The sequence below is a fragment of the Methylotenera sp. genome (genome assembly GCF_029946165.1).
Classification (GTDB): Bacteria; Pseudomonadota; Gammaproteobacteria; order Burkholderiales; family Methylophilaceae; genus Methylotenera.
On record NZ_JAQSDZ010000011.1, the window covers coordinates 51,691 to 73,643 of the forward strand.

At 41.1% G+C, this 21,953-nt stretch carries 15 protein-coding genes; 2 read left to right on the forward strand and 13 right to left on the reverse strand.

Annotation, left to right across the window (positions count from 1 at the left end):
• Positions 1-43: 43 nt before the first annotated feature.
• From PSV17_RS07790 to arsS, 5 genes are all read right to left on the reverse strand, one after another.
• The gene (locus PSV17_RS07790; RefSeq protein WP_300481276.1) at positions 44-856 is read right to left on the reverse strand and encodes a DUF3047 domain-containing protein; all 813 of its coding nucleotides are present in this window, start codon (positions 854-856) and stop codon (positions 44-46) included.
• Positions 843-1,472, reverse strand: coding sequence for a TIGR04282 family arsenosugar biosynthesis glycosyltransferase (locus tag PSV17_RS07795; RefSeq protein ID WP_300481278.1), 630 nt, complete (start codon positions 1,470-1,472; stop codon positions 843-845). The genes PSV17_RS07790 and PSV17_RS07795 overlap by 14 nt, the downstream gene beginning before the upstream one ends.
• A gap of 5 nt (positions 1,473-1,477) precedes the next feature.
• A complete protein-coding gene (locus PSV17_RS07800) occupies positions 1,478-2,197 on the reverse strand; it encodes a DUF547 domain-containing protein (protein WP_300481280.1) in 720 nt (239 codons plus the stop codon).
• Between the two features lie 84 nt (positions 2,198-2,281).
• The gene (locus PSV17_RS07805; protein ID WP_300481283.1) at positions 2,282-4,435 is read right to left on the reverse strand and encodes an FAD-dependent oxidoreductase; all 2,154 of its coding nucleotides are present in this window, start codon (positions 4,433-4,435) and stop codon (positions 2,282-2,284) included.
• A gap of 39 nt (positions 4,436-4,474) precedes the next feature.
• Positions 4,475-5,449 carry an arsenosugar biosynthesis radical SAM (seleno)protein ArsS gene (gene arsS / locus PSV17_RS07810; protein ID WP_300481285.1) on the reverse strand — a complete coding sequence of 325 codons (975 nt, stop codon included), beginning with the start codon at positions 5,447-5,449 and terminating at the stop codon, positions 4,475-4,477.
• Positions 5,450-5,992: 543 nt separating this feature from the next.
• On the opposite strand from arsS, the gene mtnP reads away from it, so the two are divergent.
• Positions 5,993-6,868 carry an S-methyl-5'-thioadenosine phosphorylase gene (gene mtnP, locus PSV17_RS07815; RefSeq protein WP_300481287.1) on the forward strand — a complete coding sequence of 292 codons (876 nt, stop codon included), beginning with the start codon at positions 5,993-5,995 and terminating at the stop codon, positions 6,866-6,868.
• 335 nt (positions 6,869-7,203) lie between these two features.
• Here mtnP and PSV17_RS07820 read toward each other — a convergent pair whose 3' ends face one another.
• From PSV17_RS07820 to PSV17_RS07855, 8 genes are all read right to left on the reverse strand, one after another.
• Entirely contained in the window at positions 7,204-8,931 is a 1,728-nt protein-coding gene (locus PSV17_RS07820; protein WP_300481289.1) for a hypothetical protein, read from the reverse strand.
• A 1-nt stretch (position 8,932) separates the two neighbouring features.
• Positions 8,933-9,916 carry an ATP-binding protein gene (locus tag PSV17_RS07825; protein ID WP_300481291.1) on the reverse strand — a complete coding sequence of 328 codons (984 nt, stop codon included), beginning with the start codon at positions 9,914-9,916 and terminating at the stop codon, positions 8,933-8,935.
• A 9-nt stretch (positions 9,917-9,925) separates the two neighbouring features.
• On the reverse strand, positions 9,926-11,878 hold the full coding sequence (locus PSV17_RS07830; RefSeq protein ID WP_300481292.1) for a hypothetical protein: 1,953 nt from the start codon (positions 11,876-11,878) through the stop codon (positions 9,926-9,928).
• Positions 11,859-12,563: a hypothetical protein gene (locus PSV17_RS07835; RefSeq protein WP_300481294.1), complete on the reverse strand. Its 705-nt coding sequence runs from the start codon at positions 12,561-12,563 to the stop codon at positions 11,859-11,861. The genes PSV17_RS07830 and PSV17_RS07835 overlap by 20 nt, the downstream gene beginning before the upstream one ends.
• 690 nt (positions 12,564-13,253) lie before the next feature.
• The gene (locus tag PSV17_RS07840; protein WP_300481536.1) at positions 13,254-15,659 is read right to left on the reverse strand and encodes an EAL domain-containing protein; all 2,406 of its coding nucleotides are present in this window, start codon (positions 15,657-15,659) and stop codon (positions 13,254-13,256) included.
• Positions 15,660-15,813: 154 nt separating this feature from the next.
• Positions 15,814-17,553, reverse strand: coding sequence for a GGDEF domain-containing response regulator (locus tag PSV17_RS07845; RefSeq protein WP_300481296.1), 1,740 nt, complete (start codon positions 17,551-17,553; stop codon positions 15,814-15,816).
• Between the two features lie 2 nt (positions 17,554-17,555).
• Positions 17,556-17,999, reverse strand: coding sequence for a response regulator (locus PSV17_RS07850; RefSeq protein WP_300481297.1), 444 nt, complete (start codon positions 17,997-17,999; stop codon positions 17,556-17,558).
• Entirely contained in the window at positions 17,986-19,482 is a 1,497-nt protein-coding gene (locus PSV17_RS07855; protein WP_300481299.1) for a PAS domain S-box protein, read from the reverse strand. The genes PSV17_RS07850 and PSV17_RS07855 overlap by 14 nt, the downstream gene beginning before the upstream one ends.
• Positions 19,483-19,730: 248 nt before the next feature.
• Between PSV17_RS07855 and PSV17_RS07860 the strand changes: the two genes are divergently transcribed.
• Positions 19,731-21,950 carry a bifunctional (p)ppGpp synthetase/guanosine-3',5'-bis(diphosphate) 3'-pyrophosphohydrolase gene (locus tag PSV17_RS07860; protein ID WP_300481301.1) on the forward strand — a complete coding sequence of 740 codons (2,220 nt, stop codon included), beginning with the start codon at positions 19,731-19,733 and terminating at the stop codon, positions 21,948-21,950.
• Positions 21,951-21,953: the final 3 nt, after the last annotated feature.

Below are 21,953 nucleotides of genomic sequence, written 5' to 3' on the forward strand. Positions count from 1 at the left end.
TAAATTATTACAAACATAGTTAATTTTTATAACCACAAGTACATTACGAAAATTTACACTCCTGATCTTTCGTAACAAGATGTATATCAGCAAAACCGGCATGCGCCTTCTCACCAGTATTGTCAGTATCTGAAGCCACCGCGACGAGTGCGATTTGAACATTGCCAAAACTTGCATAGTTAGCGCCGAAGGTGGCTTTAAAGTCTGCCATTAAGTCTCTGCGTTCACTCACCCACGTGTTGGCTTTACTTGATCCAGTTTGCTGCACAATCATCTGCGTACGGTTGGTATAGGCATTGGGGCGTTGCGTGCCAATTTCATAGCGGTTATCCCACACATAGTTAATGGCGGCATCGGGTACAACATCACCATATATTTTTCGAGCGATGGCTAGTTTAGTACGGATTGTAAAACTCAGCATTTCAGGCGGCAGCTTAAATGCCACATACACACGGGCGGTGTAATCGTCGCCTTTTTTAGTTGCCATATCCGCCTGAACCAATGGCGAGTCTACGCGCCAACGCCAGCAAAGTATCGGCGCCTTAGCGAGATTAATCTCTACCGGCCTTGCAAGTAAGGTCATGCTTTTGTCGGCGATTGCCTCAATGGCAGGCACGCCATCCCATAATCGCATTTGATAGTGTGTAGCAGGCACGCGCTTATCAAGCTGCATTAACTGCCATGGGATAGAGATTTCTGCGTCGTGCGTATTTTTGGTAGTAGGCGCATTGAACTTCCCGAGCCAGAGAATCTTATTTTCGACACTGTTTTCTACAGCGCCCCCTGCTTCGGTTTGAGTGGTGACCGATATTAACCCTGATAAAACTACAACAAATGAGGTTTTAATGCTCTGCATACAACCACTCTAAAGGTACATGATCTAAATCATCTGGCGTATCTACATCATGTAGCAAGTTTCCAATATGAATAGACCAGTCCAGCTGTTTTATTTTCAAAATGGTCTGGTAAGCAACGTCGCTAGTGCTCCAGGCAATATTATTAAAAACACTCAAATCAAATTGTCGCAACCCCAGCAAAGCATAACCGCCATCCGCTGTTGGATAGATAACGGTATCGTTTGAATCCAGATTTTGAATAGCCTCGATTAATAACATCGCACTCATTTCAATGCAATCTGTGCCTATCAATAAAACCGCATCTCCTTGTGCCAATGCTCGTGCGGTTGCGCGCGCCATTCTTTCACCCAAATCACCTTCACCTTGATGGCTGACTTCAACTACATCTGGAATTTCTACGCCCTGCCATGCGACAGAGGTCAAATCAGGCGTCACACATAATTCAACCTTTGCCACACCAGCCCCGATAGCACTGCTCAATGTATTCTTAAGCATTAAATGGGCAATATTGGCGGCACCTTCAGCGCCCAAGGCAGGAATAAGCCGCGTCTTGGCAAAGTTGGCCTGAGGGGCTTTGGCAAAAATGATAATTCTTATGTTCTTTTTATCTGTCATTGAATTTATTGTTTGCGGTTAAGCTGCCAGTTGTAATCCAGAAAGTCTATGTCAATTTCTCCTGCCTGCAAACGTCGAACATCATTTTCATTGAGCCCCAGGGCTTGGCTATAGTTACCCAAAAACTGTGGCAATGACTTAAATCCAGCCCATCCACGCTCAAAATCTTTTTTGTACCATTTGAAAATACTGGATAGCTTTAACTTGCCATCTTCAAATCTATTGCGCGTTCTATCTTTAAGAAACATTTGTGCTGCATCGTCCAATTGTTTGGTCAGGTTTTCAGCAGTATAGGCTTCTGCTCGCAGTGCAGGGCAACCGATACTCGCGCAGTTCACGGCAAAATGAATACGTGGCTCCTGGTAACGGTTAGAGCGAATCAAACCTTGCTCAATATCATCCAAAGACCTTGTTTCGCCTAACAATGGGATAAATGACTTCTTCCATGGCGACTTTAACAGTGAGCCTAAATCCTTGATGGATTTAACAGGGTATCCTGACAACACCAGTTCAACAGTCCATGCGTTATAAGCATTAATTAAAAAAGCCAACTGTTCATTTTTATTCCAGCTGTCAAAAGTGCTTTGTTTAACTGCGGATGTAGCTTCCAGAAATGCTTTTAACTGGGCATGGTCAGCAAGCAAACCTTCGTAATCCACTTGCGTAGTTTGCCCTTGGTTCACTTGTATGACATGTTTTTTTAAGCAGACTGTCCCATTGGCCATAAGCAAAGCTCGCAGCCTGAACATTTAGACTTAACATCATTAATCCAACTATAATAAAAAAACGCTTCATTGCTAACCTCATTTTTATGTACCTCGTTTCCAAGTGTGATATTTCTCAACAAATTCCAGTAATTTTTTGGGAGAATGCGCGCGCTTCCACTCACCGGCCACGTATTTATTGGCTTCGGCCAAAGTGGGATAGGTGTGGATAGTGCCTAGTATCTTGTTCAAGCCTAAACCATGCTTCATGGCCAATACATATTCAGCCAATAAATCCCCAGCGTGCTCGCCAACAATAGTGACCCCGAGGATTTTATCTTTGCCAGGCACAGTTAACACTTTAATAAAGCCATGTGCCACACTGTCGGTAATGGCGCGATCAAGTTCTTCAAGGTCAAAACGCGTCACTTCATAGGCAATGCCCTTTTGTTTGGCATCCTGCTCGTTTAAGCCAACACGCGCCACTTCCGGGTCAATAAATGTTGCCCATGGAATCACTGAATAATCCGCTTTAAAGCGTTTAAGGCCACCAAACAGTGCATTAACTGCGGCATACCAAGCCTGATGTGCGGCAAAGTGAGTAAACTGATAAGGCCCTGCCACGTCGCCAGCGGCGTAGATATTGGGATACAAAGTTTCGAGGTACTCATTGATGGTGACGGTGCGATTAGTATCGACGCCTAATTCTTCCAGACCATAACCACTGAGCCTAGCCTCGCGCCCGGTGGCACATAAAAACTGGTCAAATTCAATGCGTTGTTCTATACCAGATTTTTCTACAACCACAAATTTGCTGTTACCGACCTTTTCGCAACGCACGGTATTATGCTCAGTCAGCACGTTGATGCCATCCGCTTGTAGTGCCTGCAACGCAAACGCGGAAACTTCTTCATCCTCGCCAGACATAATGCGCTTGCCGCGTACAATCAATGTCACTTTTGACCCTAATCGCGCAAAACTTTGTGCTAATTCGCAACCAATCGGGCCGCCGCCTAGTACAATTAAGCGTGCTGGCGCTTCGTCCAATTGCGCAAACTTGTCCCACAACGTATCACTGGTGACATAACCCACTTCTTCCAGGCCTGTCAATTTTGGCACTTGCGGTTTACCGCCCGCTGCAATCACGATGCTGCGCGTGGTAATGCGGCGTGTGCCGCCAGTATTCAGCACAACTTCCACTGTCCATGGGTCAATAATCTTGGCGTAGCCCTGCACAACTTCCACACCCAGCTTGGTATAACGCTCTACGCTGTCATGTGGCTCAACCGTAGCGATTAATGCATGTACTCTAGCCATCACTTTTTTGAAACTGAATTTTGCTGGCGCCGCTTCCAAACCGTAATGATCAGCATTGGCCATTTGATGCGCAATCTTGGCACTTTTGATAATCGCCTTACTCGGCACACAGCCATAATTCAGGCAATCGCCCCCCATCTTATGCGCCTCAACCAATACCACTTTGGCCTTCACTGCTGCGGCAATATAAGACGTGACCAAGCCAGCAGCGCCAGCGCCGATAACCACCAAATTCTGCTCAAACGACTTTGGTTTAGTCCAACGTGCGTAGACGCGACGTTTATGCAGGATGCCAATGACTTTTTTAGCGATTAAAGGAAAAACGCCGAGCAAGGCAAAGGAAAGTAAAACCGTTGGCGAGGCGATTCCAGATAAGCTAGTAATTTGCGCCAACTGCGTACCAGCGTTTACAAACACCAATGTGCCTGCCAACATGCCAAGCTGGCTTACCCAATAATAGGTAGCAGTTCGGATTGTTGTGAGCCCCATTAGCAAGTTGATTAGAAAAAACGGAAACACGGGGACTAACCGTAACGTGAATAAATACAAAGCACCATCTTTAGCAACACCATCGTTAATGGATTTGAGTTTATCGCCGAAACGCTGTTGCACACTATCGCGAAGTAAATAACGCGAAGTCAAAAAAGCCAGGGTCGCTCCTATGCTTGAAGCAAAAGAAACAATCAACGTTCCTTGCCACAAACCAAATAACGCACCTGCCAGTAACGTGAGCAGCACAGCCCCTGGCAGCGAGAGTGCGGTAGCAATAATGTATATCACAAAAAAACTGATGATTACCAGCCACGGCGACTGTCCTTGCAAGCTTGCTAATTGATTGCGATTTTCTTTAATGGAGTCTAGCGTTAAATAGTGATTTAGATCTAAGCCAAAGAAAAGTGAGATAGCAACTAAAATAACACCAACGATAATAAGTTTTTTCATAGTATTTTTTTCGATATGAGATGGATTTTTAAGCTGAAATTACTCAACCAATGCGCCGCCACAGCTACTACCCTGCCCCGCAGTACATCCGTAACAGTGGTCTGCAATACGTATAAGCTTGCCTTGGCTGACGTATTGCTCAAAATCTTTTAAATGCGGGCGTGAGTTTTTAAGTGTGCCAGTTGTAGGTATGCTAATACCAAGCTGCTGGTTGAAATCGCAGTCATAAAGGTAACCTTGCCAGTCAACGCTTAACAGCGTGCGGCACATCACACTATCCAGATTGCCAGCCGCATAGTTCGTCTTTAAGAGGTGCATATAATCTTTAAACTGCCCCCTGGAAACCAAAGTGCTGCCAAAGCGCTGAATCGGCATATTGGTGACGGTAAATAGCTGGTTAAACACAATACCAAAGTGTTCAAATAACTCCTCTTTATACTTGGCTTGCAGTGGCGCTTGTGCTGGCGGCAAGCTGGGGCCAAGCGGGTTGTAAACCAAATTTAATACGAGTCCGCTGCCTTCATGTCCATAGCCAAGACTATTCAACAACTGCAACCCAGCAATGCTTTTTTCAAACACGCCATCACCACGCTGTTCGTCCACATTTTTAGCAGAGTAACAAGGTAATGACGCCACCACCTCCACCTTATGCTGAGCTAAAAACTCGGCAAGACCTTCCTGACCAGGCTCAAATAAAATGGTAAGGTTACAGCGGTCAATCACTTTCACACCCAGCGCAGTAGCATTGATCACTATATCGCGGAACATCGAATGCAACTCTGGCGCCCCACCCGTTAAATCAAGTGTACTGATATTATTATCGGCAAGAATTTGGAGAACTAATGAAATAGTCCCTTCATCCATCATTTCCTTGCGAGTTGGCCCCGCGTTCACGTGACAATGCAAGCATGTCTGATTACAGCGATAGCCTAGATTAACTTGTAACGTCTCTAGCCTGCTTCTATGCAATGCTGGAAAATCTGTTTTTTGAATCAACGGTAAAATGGCGTGCATTAAAATTCCTAAAAATACATCAATCTAATGATCTTGGTGTCATGGTTTAGTTAACATTTGATTGTTAGTCGATATACTTGCCAAATTATTACAATATTTTATATAAAAACTCCTCGCATATTTTCAACAACATTGTTCACCGGAACTTAATAACTTATCTAACCAAAGTTTTAGGTGGGGGTTATATGAAAAACAGCTGACTCAACCATAAATGGCGTTGCTTTGTGAATAATTGCTTAACTAAAGATGGCACAATTGCGGTAAGTAGAATATGTGCTCCTAACACCACCCGTTTACATAATGCCAATTTGTTGTCGATAGCCTGAGATATCAATTCAATTGTTTATAATTTGACATTACAGCTGTCCTTGAATTTATATCGCACTAGAGTTTGTGCGTCATATAAATTCATAGTCTAGAATAAGTCTAACTTTTTGCCACTTATCAATAAACAGTAACTATCTCTCAAAATACTCTGTAATAAATATCCTAGTCACGACGACTATAACTAATATTTAATAATCCAAAGGAAAGAGATTCAATATGCAACAAGCACTAATAGGAGTCATTGGCGGTAGTGGTCTTTACCAAATGGATGCATTAGAAAATACTAATGAAATCCAAATTGAAACCCCTTTTGGCAAACCTTCTGATGTGATTGTCACGGGTCAAGTTGCGGGAATAGATGTAGCATTTCTAGCTAGACACGGAAGAGGTCATCGACTAATTCCTTCAGAAGTGCCTTATAGAGCTAACATCTACGCAATGAAAAAAATGGGGATTAGATATTTGATTTCAATATCGGCGGTTGGCTCTTTAAGAGAAGAAATGAAACCACTTGACATCGTGCTACCCGATCAATTTATCGATTTAACAAAGCGGCGTGACAGCAGTTTTTTTGGTAATGGTGCAGTAGCCCACGTATCAATGGCGCATCCTATATGTGATCGCGTAGCGAATGCGCTGCTTCGGGCAACAGATAAACTCAACCTGAGTGAGCCCATCCAGCTACATCAAGGTGGAACTTATGTATGTATTGAAGGGCCGCAATTTTCAACATTAGCCGAATCACAGTGGTATCGCAGCATGGGGGCAAGTGTAATTGGCATGACTAATATGCCAGAAGCAAAACTGGCTAGGGAAGCGGAAATTGCATATGCCACTCTAGCAATGGTAACTGACTATGATTGCTGGCATCCACAAGAGGCAAACGTAACGGCAAATATGGCAATAGCCAATTTGATGAAAAATGCACATCACGCACAAGAAATTATCGCAACTGCAATTAAGATTTTAGGTACAGAACGTCCTCTATCTATAGCACACGGCGCCCTATCTGATGCACTTGTGACGCGGCCAGATGGCATGTCAGATGTTACTCGCGATAGATTATCGGCAATTCTTGAAGCATACACCTAAACTGAATTGCTCCCTATTTACTGTGAGGTTTGAGTGATGATTCTCAGACAGAATACTCAACGTAAGCAATCAATGCCTAGAATCAAGAAGAGTAGAAACTCAAAAAAAGGAAGTTTGCCGATAGTTTTGGCTTCTTCATGGGCTTAAATGAGCAACTCTTGGGTGACTAAATATAGTAAAGCTGATATGGCAAACGACAGTGCTATTTCTAAAGTATTGTTGTGTGGCCTACTTTTGAGCACAATCAATGGCAGGTTTCATCGCTGAATGAGTGGCGCTTTTGAGCACATATTCTGTTGAGTAAATAATGAGTAATAAAAACCCTTTATTGCAAATTACTTGGGAATGAGTTTCAGCCTGATCAACTCATACTTACCCGCTTCTGCCCTCCTTGCCCTATCATAATCTTCAAGACTTTTTGCTAGAGCGAAGTCATAAATTTTTGTTAACTTTTTTGCTTTATTAAGCACTTCTATATTGTGATTTTTACTTTCAATTCCAAGTGTAAAATTCGGTAGACAACTTTCTACTTTTGTTCCTATAAGGATTTGAATTCCAGTTGGTATAGTGCTTATCAAAAACGATGGACTTAATTTGATTACTTTAGATTTAAACTCTTGCTCAATATCAACTTGATAATAGTTGATTTTATCTGCATGAATTTCAAGCTCATACAAAGCCCAAGCCCAAGAATAAACAAACATTAGCAAAAGCTCATCAATGATGGGAATCAAACTTCCCATTGGTACAAAAATTCTTACTTGTTTAATCCCATAAGGTATTTCATCGCCAAGAATATGTCCAGGCTCATAACTCTTCAGAAATTCATGCTGATTTCTAACAAATTTTCCACACCACTTAGAAATAAGCTGGTGCTGATTACATTTCTCAACGAAATTATTATCGCGACCAAAATCATTTAAATTTGAATCTAAAGTTTCAACTAAACACTCACCCAATAGATTTTTTGATTCAAATTCAAAAAGTAACTGGGAAAGTTTTAAAGTTCCAATTCTTTTACATGGAACCATGTCAAATCTATCCATGTTGTAAGGTGGTCGAACTAGAGGATTGTGCTTAACCCTCAAAGTCTCTAATGCAATAAATGATTTTTTATAAACGGCAAGGCATTCAAAATGGTTTTGGAGGAGATTACTTTTTAGCTCTTCTAATATAAGCTTCCATTGTGGGTATACTTCCTCTGCTTCACAGTATATTTGTCTTGCTTGTATTAATGAAACAATTCTATCTGCACCAAATTTCGAAATTAACTCTGTTTCTTCTTTATTACTTTTAAAATAATACGGTTTAATTGAGCCAAAGTGACCAGGTGAGTAAAGACATTCCAACGAGCTATCTTTCATGGGTAAGCTGTGGAAATTTAGATTCAGATTTGAAAAACGATTTGCACCCACAACAGTGAATGGCTCTAAAATTTCAAACCGATTTTCAATTTTTTTTAATTCTGATAATAAACTATATGATTTTGTAGAAACATTTTTACAATCTAATAATTTCCACTGCTTATTCTTAGAAGTTTTCCAAAAATCTTGATTTTCAAACCATAACTCATACAAATCCGTTAATAGAACAGAGTCATCATTTAAATTTCTCACATACTTGCTTCTCGTTGTTTTTATTTGTAACGCAGAATTATGAATAAAACACTTTGTAAGCCAATTTAATTGGTGAAGAGGCGAGTGATAACCATGATTTAAACATTCTGGACAGAATCTAAGATTTTTTTCAAACTGATTAAATAAATCGCATTTATTTAAATTTCGCAGATCAAGGAATTTCAATAACGATAATTGTTTTGCTATACCCAATGGCTCACCAAAAATTTTTGATATTTTTTCAGGTTTCAATTTTGGATTATCGAAGGTGAAATTAAAGTCTGATGAAAAATCACCGTCGACTAAGTCTTCGATTAATTTACCAAATTCTATTGGCTTAACTTTATTGAGATAGCAATATTTAGCACCTACTGATCCAGCGGATTCAAAAGGTCGCAAAGAACCAGACTTCCAATTAACCTCACCAATGGAATGCAACCTGCTCATTTTATTGTCTCGATCTAGATTCAGCTTTTAATATTCTAAGAGATTCTTTAAAACCTGAAGCCGAGACCGCATTGACAAGCACATCGTGAGAAATGCTTAAGTTACATTTATCTTTAGATACCATTATATTTAGTGTAGAGATAAGTGCACTTGTAAAATAATGCATGGGAATGTTTATTTGCCCAAACAACCCTTGCTCCAACCATAGCTTTTCGAATGTTTGCCACATTCCTGGGCCTAAAGATGCAAGTTTGAATCCACTATGAATTCCTAATGGTATAAAACTTTCTGCAAAGAGCTTATCACTTCCACTAGGATAAATTGTATGATCAAACTCATTTAAAATTGAGATGATATCTTTTTCTGAAACTAAGCCAACGAACTCATGCTCTCTAACCATGAATCGTCCAACAATTTGCTCCCTTCCCTCATTTATTAATTCGTTCTTTTTTTCAATTAACTCTGTTTGACCAACTAATAAACAAAATAATCGACATCCATTTTTGTCTAACTCATTTGATATATTAACTAACCAGTCATAATGTTGATTTTGTAATAACTGAGCTTCGTCTAAAAACAAAACCGCTCCATTAATTGGTGAACGAATAGCTCTATTAATCAACCATTGACTAAAACGATCGCGTTTGTCCCCAGCAGTACCAATCATAGCGTGTCGGTGCTTGATGCAAGTTAATAAATGCTGGAAAAAGGCTTTCTCTGATGCTACGAACTGACCTCTCACTGGAATTTCAACCACTGGAAACCTGCCAATTATTTCGGGTAACATATGTAATGTCCAACGAGTTGCAGAAGTTTTGCCTAAACGAGGCCTTCCGTAAATAATTGCACCTTGTGAACCAGTTGTTAACCATGAACTCATTAGTTTTAAATATAAAGCAGCTTGAGGCGTTTTAATCAAAAATGCACGACCTGCTAGTAAGCGAGTAGATAAATTAGTGCGTTCTTTATATATTATATCTATCAACTAATACTCCTACCTATATGTAGTCCCAAGCCCTTTGATAAGCTTGTCTAACTCATCTTCTTCTAATTCATCTTCTTTTGAATCAATATTATTTGTATTTTTATTAATTTCATTTTCGGATTCTTCGACGGGGGGAATTTCATAAGTCATCACACTCGTCGTGAATATATCTTTATCACCTACAATTAAAGGTGCGTTAGCTTCCTGATCTTTAAATAACCTAGCAAGGATTCTTTGGTTTGTCGCGTTATTCGCAGCTTCTGCTTTCACATGATTAATGAAGGCTAATGGTATATCTGCGGCATGTTTAAGAAAACTATTATTGGTCATGAATTTTCTAACAGTTGATCTAGCAAATAAGGAATGTGGTGTACTAAGCCAGCGCTTCTCTACATACAGAATTCCTAATGTGCCTCCATCACTTAACAACACAACCTCAATTTGACGAACATCTTTATTTGCTAATACAAGTACCTTTTGACCAATTAGATTCCCATGTAATGATAAGCCAGCACCAAAGTATCTTGCATTCTTCCACCTTACGACTGGTTTCCCCCTATCTTGACCAATTACAGCCTCATCAAAAATAGAGTATTGAATACACTTATCCCTATTTTTAATAGGGATCCTCCGATAAATATCAGTTTCTCGCATCACTGCACGCCTCAAAACTTCATTTCTGCTAATCGTAGTACCTGGAGCTATGCTGGTGTTATATCGCACAATAAGTAGATCTATCAAATCAAGTAATGTTTCTAACTTTAGCGCATACTTTGCATCCTTTGCTCTTCGAAGGTCTTTTGAATTTGAGCCTGTAGTACCATCTAAACAATGAATTCCTGCTTCTTCTAACAAATCAAATAGAAGTTCAATTTTTGGCCTAACATTTGGCGATGCTTTTGGACCAAAAACTGGTACGGCATTTACTGTTCTTTCAAGCATCGTCATGAATAAGGCGCTTAAGTGACTTTTTGCATTATCAATCCATAATTCTTCGTAACACATGTACGCTAGCTCTGGAATTAATGCATTTGGTAAGCACTCATCCGGCTTATAGGAAATGGTTGTAATTGATAGGTTTCTAGGTTCCCAAGGGACAAGACTACTTCTAACAGCTTCTGCTAAATCTGACGCGTTGTAATTCTTACCTAAGGAAATACTGTAACCCAACACAGCACCACTTTTATCCTCAAGTAATGCAAGCAGCCATAATCTCGAAACTTTGCAATAAATAGACCCCTCTCCATTTAAACCAGGTACCTCTAATGTCCAATTCACGTCTAGAAAGTGACCATCGGCTTCAACTCTTTGATAGCATTTGGAAGGAGCCCTTGTTAGGTTGAAATCAACATTGGCACTATATCTATTCGCACTGTCTGCCTCTTTTCGCTCCAGTAGACGCTTACCCCATGTTACGAGCGAAGATTTTCCTTTAGATTCACTGCAAAATGGATAGGATGGTGATCTAATATTTTGAGTTTCACATTCATCAAGAAAAATCCTGTGAATGTGATCCCAAGTAAGTCGTGAATTTTTATTTTTAGATTGCGGCAAAACCCCTTCAATAATTAACTTTTTCATTGTTATCTTAAGATCAGGGTATTTTAAGAATAAAGCTTGAAGTGAACCTGCGGTGGGTTTTCCTGAATTTAAATTGAAAGTTGATACCACTCTTGAACCGACTTGCTTACCTTTAATTAATCCGAAATAGCCTACTATTTCACCCTTTTCATCCATCTGAGTACATCTTTTTAAAAGATACGAGATTAATTGACGGTTAATTCCTGTGTTTTTGAGTATTTCAGAATTTTTAACACCATTCATGTATTGGTCAATGGCACTTTTTCTAGTCTCAAAATTTGCCCGTTTTTGAGCATCTAGGGCATAGATATTTGGAAATGGCCAAGAGTCATAATTTTCAAAGCCTGGTTGAATACGACGATTATTTTTTAGAGAATTCATGATAAACCGAAACCTCAGTTAACATGCTTAAAGGCGACAAACTAATGTCTGAAAAAATTTTGCGATTAATGATTAGTCTTGATAAAGCAACTTTTATTAGTTCAGGATCGCTTTGTGGAAAGTACTCAATTACTTTTAAGTAAATAGTTTTTTTAACATTTCTTAGCTCATCAAGAATTGAATTTTCAATGTCGTTATTGACTTCCAATCCAGCAAAACTAGTGAATCTTAACAATCTCTTTAAATTAGCTAATTCAATAGCATTGGCATTGATTTTTTTTGAATTCCATAACTGATGTTTAAAATTATTATTAGAACAATACTTTCCCCATGCTTCTATTTTTAGATTTGTTCCAGTCTCAGATTCCGACTCATCAGTATTTATAATATTATGAATAACAACTGATTTATCAAAACCTAATGTAACAAAGCTTGGAGTTGCATTGAATGCTTGGCCATTAACAGACGCAATTGGGACTTTAGCAACTCTTTCGTTAAATTTGGAAACTTCAGTATCTGTTTCCAAAAGTACCCACAAATCATATCGATGATGACTAAATAGGTTTACTTGACGATGAAGTTTAATTGAATAAGGTCTATATAGATGGGCAGTATAATCTTCCCGCTTAAATGGAAGTGGAGTAAGTAAATCATTGACAGACATAGCTATATCAATAGTATCCATAATTACATACTGAACCTAAATTGAATTCAGTGCAATATGTCAGGACTTATCTTATTGAATTTACATAGATGTCAGGACTTACCCTGTTAAAAAGCTATAGATAAGTCCTGACGGATTATTTAATAATTTAAAAAATTCAAATACTTATAAATTTAAATTGTAATAAGGTTATCTTACCCACGCGGCGGTTCTTTTATTAATCACCAGTCCACACATGCTTAGACATGGTTTCCTCATCTGCGACCTTTTCACGCTTAGTTTTCTTTATTAAATATATATTCCAATCAGCTCGGTCCTTTAAAATATTTCGAGCTAGTTTGACGAAAATGTAAGAAAGTAAAAGCATTGCCGTTAGGAAACAAATACCCCAAAATCTAGCACAACCTATAGTTTGCAATGGCTTGGCGTAACAAAATGCAGATGTTACAAAAAGACTATTTAAGTATTCAAGAAATTCCGTAAAAGTCTTTAACATGAATCCCCCATTATTTTAAATATTAATCAGATTTATAGAACATTTAAAAGCTTTAGTGACATCTAATATTACAATCATAAGTTGTCTTATATCGATGTTCAAGGTCAGATTTTTAATATTTCTAAAGCATGCAAACAAAATCAAAATCCTTATTTGTATTTTAATTTCCTTAGGGAAAAAGTGTTTGATTTGATAATGGTTTAAATTGCATCAATTTACTTTTCTGTAGCAGCTGCCATGGTACTGCTAAGCATTGCCATAGCAGCAATACTGATATCAGCAACAAGGATTGATTCTAACCCTCCCATCTGGTTGAGAATAGGCAACGATACCGTCAAACAAAAGTCTTCAGTCGCTGTCGAGAGGTAAATATTTGATATATATGGCTTAAGCGTTTCATACGCGGCATAGTAATAAGCTTGTGGACTGCGATCAACGCCCCCTCCTCCTGCTTTAATTTTGCCGTACATGTTTGGATTAATCCAGTTAGGATATCGTTGTATACCGTTGGCATTAAGTTCAAATATCACCTCAAAGAATGGATAGTCATTGAAGCAGCTATCCATGCAATGTGAGCCTTCGGAGCGACGATATTTAAGTAGGGATTGCAACGCCTCTAGTGCGCGCGCTTGCCAATCGGAATGAACTTCATGTACCGGTAGTACAAGTCTAGGAGTAGTATCTTCCACCACAATGATGCTGCCAATATTGGATTTACCTATCTTTTTCAGGTAAGCCGCACGTTCAGCTGCGGCCACACTATTGGATAATACGCCTTGGCTGCCATTGACGATTGCGATTGAAATACTGGCAACGGGATGTTCGCCGCCATCTTCTGTGGTAAAGAACCCTCGTTCTAGGTCTGATGCGTCATATAAGTGGCTGGCGAGGTCTTGAAAACGATAAATCACATCCAGCAACTTGTCTTCAAGATAGGTATTGATATGATCTAGTATCAATACAAAATCATCACCTCCAATGTGGCCAACCAATATCCCTGCGGCGCCAAGAAATTCCTGCCTAACAATTTCTGATAACAGGCGAATCATGGCATCGCCACGTATGAATCCGTACCGGTCGTTATAGGCTTTAAAGTGGTCAAGGTCGATATAGACCAATATCGTGTTGGGGTTATTGCGCAAGCTGACATCCAAGGATTGCCGTAATGTTGGCCCAGTGGTCAACTGACTCAGAGGGTGAAGACTGCCAGTACTCATCTTGCGGCTGATTAACTGTGCCATAATTTCAACCGGCTGTAAAATTCCTATATAGATACCATCATCGCCCACCATGACCCAGGGCTCAGCATCGCCACGCTCTAGGTAGAGACCACGTGCCAATAATGATGATGGAGTACGACTGGTAATCATCTTTGGCAATGCATCGCAATAAGCGCCAAGGGAGTTACTACGTTGGGTAAATACCTTGCCGCGCTTGAGCAAACCGATAGGTCGCAAATTATCCAATACCACTGCAACTTCTGTATCAAGGTTCTTCTTAAAAATCGCTCGTGCCTCTTCAATAGAAGTATTCACCTCAATCGTAACCCCGCGCATCACAAATTCTCCAATTCGGAACTCATCAGGAACATGTGAGCGATGCGCCTCATCCTGCTTAGGCAATTCTGTCACCGAACGTGTCGGCTTTCTTTCAGGTTTTGCAAAATAGTAGCCCTGTGCATATGCAAGCCCCATATCTAAGCAGAAATTGATGTCTTCTACACGTTCCAAGCCCTCTGCCACAACCGTGCAGCCAAGTCTTTGCGCCATTGAAATAATCGCTTCCAGCAATACGGTGCGTACACGGCTACCTTGTGCTTCGTGGACAATCGCACGATCTATTTTGATATAGTCTGCACGAACAGCAGCCAAGGTACGCAAACCATTAAATCCTGAGCCCATGTCATCAAGTGCTATACGCAGGCCCTGAGCACGAATTTGATCACAGCATTCAGCTAAAAGCTCGGGTGATACTTTTTCACTCTCAATAATTTCAATGACGACTTCACGTGGCTCAATACCATATTTGCCGATAGTATCCAGCATAAAATTAAGCCAGCGTTTTTTCATGATGGTTTGAGGCAGTACATTAATGAAAATGGGCGTTCCTGGTGCAATCGAATTCGCTTTCCCAACCAACGCGCTTTGCTGACAGGCGATATCCAATTCTTCGCTACATTTAAGCTGACTAGCCAGCTTAAATGACTCCTCGCCATCCAATAATCTTCCAGATGGATTCTCTATTCGGCACAAGGCCTCATACCCAAAAATTTTGCCGTTTTGTGTGAAATCGACAATAGGCTGGAAATATATCTGCACGTGGGAACTAATATCTTTTAACAACCATGAATGCAGACGTCTGGCATAAAAAGTGTTGAATGGCATAGTGCCCGCAATCGTCTCTGCAGGATCCATTGCGTTAGTATCTTTTGTGACCGTCACATAAGACTCATCAAGAAGCTGTTCTGGCAATAGCTCCGCGAGTCGGTTGAGTATATGAGTCAACGATTTTTCATCATCAAAGTCGAAAATAAAAACAGATTTTTCGGGGTTATGCACATGCTTCAGATCAATACTGGAAAACGCAAATGTCTGATCTAATGTATTTAAATATAATTTCATATGCTGGTTTTTCTTCTCTATTGAAATATAGTCTAAGCAGAACCAAGCAAGACCTATGCCAATATTGATAGAGAGCATATAAAATTTAAGCCAGTGAATCTAGTGTAAGCACTTTCCCTTAAGTACTTTCCCTTAATAAGTTTAGTAACACCAATCATTCAAGAGTGTTTAGCTTATATGTTTCTGGGTTGTGTGCTTTTAAAAATTTTGCAAAGTCATGGGGCGATAATGATTGGGAAAACAGAAAGCCTTGCAACATATCAGCACCATACTCTTGACACAATCTAGCCTGTTCAGCAGTTTCCACACCTTCGACAATTACCTCGAGACCAAGGCTTTTCGCCATAATAATGATTGCCTTTAATACGCGACAATCTGCTTGGCTTTCTGGCACATTTTGCACAAAAGAGCGGTCAACTTTTAATATAGTCGCTGGTAGCCATTTCAAATAGGCCATTGATGAGTATCCTGTACCAAAATCATCAATCGCGACTTTCACTCCAAATGCTTTTATACGATTCAAGAATGCGGATGTTTTCTCGAAATCTGAAACTAGTACACTTTCAGTCACCTCTATTGATAGACATTCGCCAGGAAGGCCTGCAGCAGCCATATCCTTCTGAATCTCATTAGGCACATTTTCTTGCCGCAATAACGATTCACTTACATTGACTCCTAATACGAACTGATCATCTACAAGGCCTATGCTGCGCCAAAGTGCTAGCTGATTACATGCTAGTTGCCTATTTTTTGTATCAATGGCATCTAAAAACCCAAGCTCCTCTACAACCCCAATAAATTCACCTGGGAGTAGTAGCCCTCTTGTTGGATGATCCCAGCGCATGAGCATTTCGGCCCCGCAAACCTGAAGATTTTTTGCGTTAATGATAGGTTGATAATGTTGCACTATCTGACTTTGCAAGCGCTGTGAGCGCAGCTCATCCTCAAGCATAATCCTATGTAGAACCTGCTCCTTTAGTGCTCCAGTAAAGAAATGAAACCCATCTCGCCCTTCACGTTTTACTTGATACATGGCGAGATCTGCATTTTTAAGCATATCCTCCGCCGTCATAGCGCATCTAGGGTAAGTGGCAATTCCTATACTGCAAGTCACAAAATGCTCTGTATTATTGATAGTGATGGGCAAGCGCAGGTTTTCGATAATTCGCTGCGCCAAAATTCCAGATGAAGTCTCAGCATCTAAACCGTGAACAATGATTGCAAATTCATCGCCCCCAAGGCGACAAACAACATCACCCTCTCTAACCACCTCCAACAATCGTTGTGCGATCTTTTGCAGCAATTGATCACCTGAATCGTGGCCTTTACTGTCATTAACTAACTTAAAGTTGTCTATATCCAGATAAATTAAGCCAAGTTGAATATTGAAACGTTGAGCGCGCTGAATGGACCCATGCAAATGCTCTTCAAAATAGTAACGATTTGATAACCCTGTCATGGGGTCATTTTCAGCCAGATATTTTAAACGCTTATGTGTTTCAAGAAGCTGGTTATTAAGCTCATGTCGAGCTTGCGCATGTACCAAAGCCTTAGTCAAGTGTCGTTCTGAAAGCTCTTTCTTAAGTAAAAAGTCCTGCGCCCCTGCGACTATGCAGGTTCTTTCTATGACCGCATTATCTTCCATGCCAGTTAAGATCACTACGGCTGCATGTTTCTCTGTATGTTGTGTTAATTGGCTTAATACATCGAGACATTCCATATCAGGTAAAAGATAATCAAGAAGCACAATATCAAATGTACTTTCATCATAAAGTTTTAGGGCACTGACAGCGGTACTTGCATGCACAATGTCTTTGACCAGATTGGGATTATGCAAGACGCGAACCACGGCCATTCGATCTAGTTCATCATCATCAACAAGTAGCAGTCGCATATTTACTCCTTTGTTACTGGCAGCTCAACCAGTCTCCAATAATGTTCAACCAAACCAATAACTTCTAGGAAGTCCCTATCCATATGTTGCTTAAATACATACCCGGCGACATGCTTGCGATATGCCGCAACCAAATCTTCATCAGATTTTGAGGTAGTCAGAACAAATACAACAGCATGTGTCAGCATAGGGTCAATACGTAGTGCTTCTAAAAACTCCAATCCATTCATGCGTGGCATATTAAGATCTAGCAAGATGATGAAAGGGGCTGGAATCTCACCTGCGCGCAACAAGTCCAATGCCTCCTGCCCATCACGAGCGCGACGCACAGTATTAAGCAGTCGAAGTTTCCGTAGCGCTCGTTCCAAAGCGATGGCGTCAATATCATCATCATCGACTATAAACAAAGTCACTTCTTTATAGCTTTGCTTATCAGGTGTTTGCAATTTGAACCCTTCCCTCCATTCTTATAGGCCAAGTAAAGCTAATACTTGAGCCACGCGAGCCATCGGACACTATATTGACGCTACCTCCATAGGTTTCAACGATCTTTTTAACCAACGCCAATCCCATGCCACTACCCTCTACCTCATCACGCGGCCTCAGTGTTTGAAACATAATAAAAACGCGATCGTGGTACTTTTGAGGAATGCCTGGGCCATCATCGGTAACGCTAAATTCGTAATAATCTTTATTGGTGGTAGACCAATTCAGTTTTATGCAACCTGTATCACGGTCGTGGTGTTTAATTGCATTGCTAAATAAGTTTCTGAGTACTTGTTCCAAAGGTGTAGCGAGCGTTGTAAAAGTCGGTAAGTCGTCAGCTACTTCAAGGGTAAAGCCATCGGGAGGGGCTTGCATCTCAAATATATTTTTGGCAAGCGTCCCAAGCTCTATCTGACTGATACTGCCCTCGTGCCGCCCAGCACGCGAATAAGCCAGCAAATCATCGAGCAGATGCTCCATGCGGCGAAGGCGCCCACGCAATAGCTCCATGTGCTTTGGAATGGATAAAGTATCGCCGCTCTGTAGATCTTCTTCAATCCATTGTGATATCTGGAAAATACCACGTAATGGCGATTTCAGGTCATGCGACGCCACATAAGCAAATGTTGCTAATTCTTTATTACTACGCTCTAATTCATTACGGTGTTCAGCCAGCCTTTCGCTAGCTTTTACTCGCGCTGAAATATCAGTAATTGCCGACAAGACCTTAACGCCCTCCTCGGTTTCGATTGGGTTAAGCCCCACCTCAACTGGAAACTCGCTACCATCTTTGCGGCGACCATACAAATCACGGCCAGCGCCCATAGCACGTGGGTGAAGATCAGAAAAAAATGAGTCCCTATGTTGTGGATGCTGATGATGAAATCGCGTCGGCAACAACATATCTACCGTGTTTCCTAGCAATTCAGCTCTGGAATAACCAAAAATATTCTCAGCCTGAGTATTAACCATTTCAATAATGCCGGCTTTATCTACCATCACCATTGCGTTGGGGGCGGCTTCTACAACTTGGCGAAAGCGCTCTTCCATTCGTTTACGCGCTGAAATATCAGTAATTGCCGACAAGACCTTGATGCCATCCTCGGTTTCGATTGGATTAAGCCCCACCTCAACTGGAAATTCGCTACCGTCTTTACGACGACCAAACAAGTCACGGCCTGTTCCCATAGCGCGCGGATGTAAATCAGAGAAAAATGAGGCTCGATGATGTGGATGTTGGTGACGGAATCGCTCAGGTAAGAGTATATCGATGGACTGACCTAAGAGTTCGGTGCGACTATAGCCGAAAATTTTCTCTGCCTGAGTATTCACCATTTCAATGGTGCCAGTTTTATTGACCATTACCATTGCGTTTGGAGCAGCCTCTACTACTTGGCGGAAGCGTTGATTCGCTCGATCAATGTCTCCAGTATAGTCACCCATTGAAGCATCCTTTTTGACCAGACAGAACTTGTCGGGTAATAAATATTCAAAAAAATTATAACCTTTTTTATACTTTTTAATTAGTAATTACTTAATCTAATACTCTTTTAAATAGTCACAAAAGTTATTGAACTTTTACATAAAAATCTTAGGTTGCCACTCTTTAGGAAACGGAAATAATCAATTGGTGAGAAGTTTGCAGAAATATTTAAGCTGCATAAGCTCGCATCTTGATGCGATAATATTCCATGGTTTCTATAAACAACTCAGCTTCTGCTTTACTCGCCTCAAGTGAGAGTGACGTTTCTTCATGGATTGAATCTTTAGGGAAGCATTTCTCGCCCACTGATGTGGAGTTAGTCCGTCAAGCCTGCGATTTAGCTGCCCCACTGTATGCTGGTCACACTCAACTGGCGAGCACACCATTGTTGCAGCATGCGTTAGGTGCGGCGACAATCTTAATCGATATGAACATGGATGTAGACACGATTGCAGCTACAATATTGCATGCAGTGCCAGAGCACCTTGTTGATTGGCGTACAACGCTAGAAACTCATTTCGGTACCAATATTGTTGGTTTAGTCGAAGGTATTTCACGTATGGAGCAAATCCAAGCATTCAGTGAAATTGAAGGCATGCACGACCCCGACCTGAAAAATACCGACCATACACAGCAGGTAGAGAGTTTGCGCAAAATGCTCTTGGCTATGGTGCAAGACATCCGCGTGGTGTTAATCAAGCTTGCCGAGCGTACGCAAACCTTACGTTGCTTGTCTGGCGCTAGTCTTAGTCAGCAAAAACGAATTGCACAGGAAAGTAAGGGAATCTTTGCGCCGCTGGCTAACCGTCTTGGCGTATGGCAGATTAAATGGGAGTTGGAAGACCTCTCGCTGCGTTATCTAGAGCCGCAACTCTACAAAGATGTTGCAAAAATGTTGGACGAGCGCCGTGTCGATCGTGAGCAATACATCATTGATGTGGTTAACCAACTTAAATATGAGTTAACCCAAGCTGAAATCAAGGGGGACGTCACTGGACGCCCTAAACACATTTATAGCATCATCAAGAAGATGAAGAGTAAACACCTTGATTTTAATGAACTTTATGACGTGCGTGCGGTGCGAATTTTGGTTGATGACATTAAGGACTGTTACACCGCGCTTGGTCTGATTCATAATCTATGGCAACCAATCCCTGGTGAATTTGATGATTATATCGCCCGACCTAAGAGCAATAATTACCGTTCGTTGCATACTGCCGTTATTGGACCACGTGGTTTAGCGTTAGAGGTTCAGATTCGTACTGTTGAAATGCATCAACACTCTGAACTAGGCGTAGCAGCACATTGGCGCTATAAAGAAGGTGGTAAATCTGATGCGAAATTCGATGAAAAAGTCGCGTGGCTGCGTCAGATATTGGCATGGAAGGACGAAGTTGCAGACAGCGGCGATCTTCTCGAGCAATTTAAAAGTGAACTGTTTCAAGATAAAGTTTACGTACTCACGCCGCAGGGAAAAGTGATTGACTTACCTACAGGCGCCACCCCTATTGATTTTGCTTATACATTGCATACTGATTTGGGGCATCGCACACGCGGAGCAAAGGTGGATGGAAGCATAGTGCCTCTCAATACCAAATTGCAAAATGGTCAGCGTGTGGAAATTCTAACGTCGAAAATTGGCTCGCCTAGTCGCGACTGGCTCAACGCCACGCTTGGTTACTTGCAAAGCCCAGGCGCTCGTGCCAAAGTTAGGCATTGGTTCAAATATCAACATTTCGAGGAAAACGTAGCTCAAGGTCGTGCAAAGCTGGATCGCGAGCTACATCGTGCCGGCGTTGGTGCAATCAATCAGGAAAAAATTGCGCATAAGCTTCAATTTCAGAAACTTGAGGATTTTCTAGCAGCTATTGGGCGCGGAGATATTAGTGAGCATCAAATTGCTCTGACTATTCAAGATGAAGTGGCCCCAAAACAAGAGCAAGCTGCCAAACCAGTCACCACAAAACGCGCCACCACTCTAAAATCTCAGACTGAGGTGGTAATTGAAGGCATAGGCAACCTGCAAACCAGCACAGCCAAATGCTGCAAACCGATGCCGCAAGATACAATTGTTGGCTACCTCACGCGTGATCATGGGGTGACGATTCACCGCAAAACCTGCACTTTCATCGCTCGTTTGCCTGATGAACGGCGGGATCGCGTTCTTAACGCTCAGTGGGGTGAATATCAAAGCGTCCGTGCTGAAGTAGATATCGAAATAGAAGCGCACGACCGCCAAGGTCTGTTACGAGATATTAGCGACTTATTTGTACGCGAAAAGGTGAATGCTACTAAAGCCAATACCATGAGTAGGAGTAACTTAGCGTTAATGCAATTTTCGATTGAGTTATCAGACTTAGAACAACTCGGCCGACTCTTGGCATTGATACAGAAAGTGCCAAATGTGATTGAAGCACGTCGTCGATAATCA

Bases quoted from the DNA above. Each gene is read 5' to 3' on its own strand.
- mtnP (WP_300481287.1), top strand. From the start codon at position 5,993: ATGCAACAAGCACTAATAGGAGTCATTGGCGGTAGTGGTCTTTACCAA.
- PSV17_RS07795 (WP_300481278.1), bottom strand. From the start codon at position 1,472: ATGACAGATAAAAAGAACATAAGAATTATCATTTTTGCCAAAGCCCCT.
- PSV17_RS07845 (WP_300481296.1), bottom strand. From the start codon at position 17,553: ATGCGACTGCTACTTGTTGATGATGATGAACTAGATCGAATGGCCGTG.
- PSV17_RS07820 (WP_300481289.1), bottom strand. From the start codon at position 8,931: ATGAGCAGGTTGCATTCCATTGGTGAGGTTAATTGGAAGTCTGGTTCT.
- PSV17_RS07855 (WP_300481299.1), bottom strand. From the start codon at position 19,482: ATGGGTGACTATACTGGAGACATTGATCGAGCGAATCAACGCTTCCGC.
- PSV17_RS07805 (WP_300481283.1), bottom strand. From the start codon at position 4,435: ATGAAAAAACTTATTATCGTTGGTGTTATTTTAGTTGCTATCTCACTT.
- PSV17_RS07840 (WP_300481536.1), bottom strand. From the start codon at position 15,659: ATGAAATTATATTTAAATACATTAGATCAGACATTTGCGTTTTCCAGT.
- PSV17_RS07790 (WP_300481276.1), bottom strand. From the start codon at position 856: ATGCAGAGCATTAAAACCTCATTTGTTGTAGTTTTATCAGGGTTAATA.
- PSV17_RS07860 (WP_300481301.1), top strand. From the start codon at position 19,731: ATGGTTTCTATAAACAACTCAGCTTCTGCTTTACTCGCCTCAAGTGAG.
- PSV17_RS07835 (WP_300481294.1), bottom strand. From the start codon at position 12,563: ATGGATACTATTGATATAGCTATGTCTGTCAATGATTTACTTACTCCA.
- PSV17_RS07830 (WP_300481292.1), bottom strand. From the start codon at position 11,878: ATGAATTCTCTAAAAAATAATCGTCGTATTCAACCAGGCTTTGAAAAT.
- PSV17_RS07800 (WP_300481280.1), bottom strand. From the start codon at position 2,197: ATGGCCAATGGGACAGTCTGCTTAAAAAAACATGTCATACAAGTGAAC.
- arsS (WP_300481285.1), bottom strand. From the start codon at position 5,449: ATGCACGCCATTTTACCGTTGATTCAAAAAACAGATTTTCCAGCATTG.